The sequence below is a fragment of the Lactococcus hircilactis genome (assembly GCF_009601015.1).
Classification (GTDB): domain Bacteria; phylum Bacillota; class Bacilli; order Lactobacillales; family Streptococcaceae; genus Lactococcus; species Lactococcus hircilactis.
Genome location: NZ_WITJ01000039.1, coordinates 1 through 2,737, shown reverse-complemented (window position 1 = coordinate 2,737; position 2,737 = coordinate 1). Strand labels below are relative to the sequence as shown.

General features: G+C 35.7%; 5 protein-coding genes and 1 pseudogene. All 6 read left to right on the top strand.

The genetic code is table 11. The features are described from left to right. A partial coding sequence (locus tag GHI93_RS12715; RefSeq protein WP_153497358.1) for a YopX family protein occupies positions 1–403 on the top strand: 403 nt, incomplete at its 5' end. 124 nt (positions 404–527) lie between these two features. After that, the gene (locus tag GHI93_RS12710; protein WP_153497357.1) at positions 528–1,040 is read left to right on the top strand and encodes a DUF1642 domain-containing protein; all 513 of its coding nucleotides are present in this window, start codon (positions 528–530) and stop codon (positions 1,038–1,040) included. After that, entirely contained in the window at positions 1,037–1,399 is a 363-nt protein-coding gene (locus GHI93_RS12705) for a hypothetical protein (protein WP_246177160.1), read from the top strand. The genes GHI93_RS12710 and GHI93_RS12705 overlap by 4 nt, the downstream gene beginning before the upstream one ends. Beyond that, positions 1,392–1,793, top strand: a complete 402-nt coding sequence (locus tag GHI93_RS12700) for a hypothetical protein (RefSeq protein ID WP_153497356.1) — start codon at positions 1,392–1,394, stop codon at positions 1,791–1,793. The genes GHI93_RS12705 and GHI93_RS12700 overlap by 8 nt, the downstream gene beginning before the upstream one ends. A gap of 21 nt (positions 1,794–1,814) precedes the next feature. Beyond that, entirely contained in the window at positions 1,815–2,450 is a 636-nt protein-coding gene (locus GHI93_RS12695) for a DUF1642 domain-containing protein (RefSeq protein ID WP_153497355.1), read from the top strand. Next, positions 2,447–2,737, top strand: a pseudogene (locus GHI93_RS12690) (hypothetical protein); the annotation flags it as partial. The gene GHI93_RS12695 and the pseudogene GHI93_RS12690, both read left to right, overlap by 4 nt.

The window sequence follows — 2,737 nt, the reverse complement described above, 5'->3', positions numbered from 1 at the left end:
AGCTGAGATGCTCAAACTAGTGTCAATGAATTTCCACGAATATATTCCAATTGACGACTTGATATGCTCATGCAGTGATGGCCCTATCACAAGAAACTTTGAAGATGTTATCCTCATGCAGTCAACAGGACTACATGATGATCAAGGTGTTGAAGTATTCGAAGGTGATTTAATACATTATACATACGAGGGATTTGACTGGTATATCCCTGTAGTTTATAGGGAAGGGAGCTTCGAAGTTTATCACGGAACTTTATCAACAATTCCAGCATCTAAAATACCAAGTGGCAAATATACTACTAATATTGGAAACTCGATAAGCATGTATAGAGCTGAATTCACAGATATGTATGTTGCCGGAAATATTTATGAAAATCCAGAATTATTGGAGGCAACGAAATGAGCAACAGAACGACTGAAGAAATAAAATACGTAAGTGGTAAAGACCGTGATATAAAAGTGGATTATGACGACAAAGATATTGACTATTTTCACAACGAGTTTAAGAAGAAGCTGGAGGGGTTGAGATGACTATATTTGAAGAAGAATTAAATAATTTAAAAGTATCTAAAAGTGAAAATGACACAGAATACTATAATAAAGCTCAACTACTAACGGCATTCAAAGATTGGCAACCACAGCAAGCCCTGCCAGTCGTGCCTGAGTGTGTGGGGAACTTTTTATCGGGTAAATCAATTTTTAAAATTGCTAATTGTAATGTTCCGGACGACGTTATATCTTGGGTACAAGAGCAAACCTATTATGTAGATTTAGAAAAGATTATTTCACATTTAATAAGTCTAAAAATTACAGGCTATGAAGTCGAAAAGCCGCAGCTATTCTATTTGAAACACATTGATATGAGTAAGAGTGATGCACATCTTAATTGGTATCTAGCAAAAGGAACTGATAATGTTTTAATACACCAAGGTATTAAAAAAGGTAAATTACCTAAACTAAAATGCATTTTAAAACTAACCCAGCAAGAAATCGACAGCATGCAAACTGGGAGCTATGAACAGATTGAGGTAGAAGAATGACGATTAAAATTTATGAAGCATTGGACATAATCAATCTTCATGTAAGTGAAGGGATTGAAATAGCAGCAAATGAGTTATATCGGATTGACGAAAAATATATCAAACTTGATGACCTGAGAGAAACTGACAACCTTTCGGTTGAAAAACTACAAGAACAGCTTAACACTGCGAAAAAGTATATCGATCATGTTATTAGAACGATTAAACATGATGGGCATTTAGGAACCATTCAAATAGACTGGATTTTGCCTGATTTAGAAAAAGCACTCGCAGCGATTGGAGGGGATGGGTTCCCAGTTGGTCTAATAGTTAAGAATGGATTGACAAAAGAAGAACTTGAAGGGAGCGACGATGAGTGATAAAAAATGCCCGAATTGTGGTTATGAACTTGATTCATGGAATGACTGCGTTTCAGTTAATAATATTTTAGAATGCCCAGAATGTGAAGAACATTTTGAATTAAAGGCAATTAGATTAAATAAACCCCAGCTCACGATTCCGAAAAGCATTGCAGATTTATTGGATAAAGTACCAAATGAAGCTAAAAGATATGTTCAAGAAAATGGTTTTGATGATTACTCTATTCTTGATGATTTTGTAGAATTACGAGAATTTTATGAAGCTGATGAAGATGAAGCTTTTCCAGGATTTACAGGATTAAAAGATTTTGTCAAGGATAATTTAAACTTATGTGCTTTATACCTCGCAGGCAAAGCCCTCGGAGTTGATTTAGTGAAAGTGGTGGAGGGATGATGAATTTGGAGGACACGAAAAATGACTAAAGAAATGAAAAGACCGATTAGCAATATCACTCAAGATAGTATCAAGCCTTTACTAAGCAATGCCGTAGAGTTTTATACTAACAAAAATAGGGAAGCTCACAAGTTTATTCAAGAACGAGATGAATATATCAATTATCTTGAAAGTAAACTAAGTAACGCAAAACCACAGCAAGCCCTGCCAGTCGTGCCTGAGTGTGTGGCGGAATACATTGAAAGATGCAAAAGGTCTGACTGCGGTCTTATATGGGCTATTAGACCGGATAGAGATGCTAATGATAATTCAGAAGAAGTTTATGATTGGCTTTTTCCAAATGGAGTCAAATTACCAAACGGTATGTACCCAAATCCGTATGAACCAGATAATCTTGTCCGACCAGATAAAGAAAATCAGATAAAATTTGTTCGTGCATGGCTAGACGGTTACACAGTCGAAAAACCGCAGCTGTTCTATTTGAAGGCTAAAGAGTTGTTAGTAGTCGGTGATTATGATCATGTTGAGGATTTATGGCTTGATTGGAATAAAAATTTTACTCCTAAAAAACAAGATGCTCATAAATTCACCCAGCAAGAAATCGACAGCATGCAAACTGGGAGCTATGAGCTTGTGCCTGTGGAGGACGGAGAATGATTAAATTTAAAGAATTTGATGTTGGCGATAATAATTATGAAGAGCAGTTGGAACAATTTCAAACGGAACACCCAACCGCTGAGTTCGTGCAAATTACTGGTGGTTATACAAGTTACGAAAAAATCTGGTTTAAATACGAACCTTCTGATATCTCTGATAGCACTGACAAACTTTCGGTTGAAAAACTCCAAGAACACTTGTTGCCTTATAAAAAAGAAACGGTTCAAAAAATCATAGATGAAAAAATGCAGTTAGTGACTGCAGATGAATTCTTAAAACTTCACAAA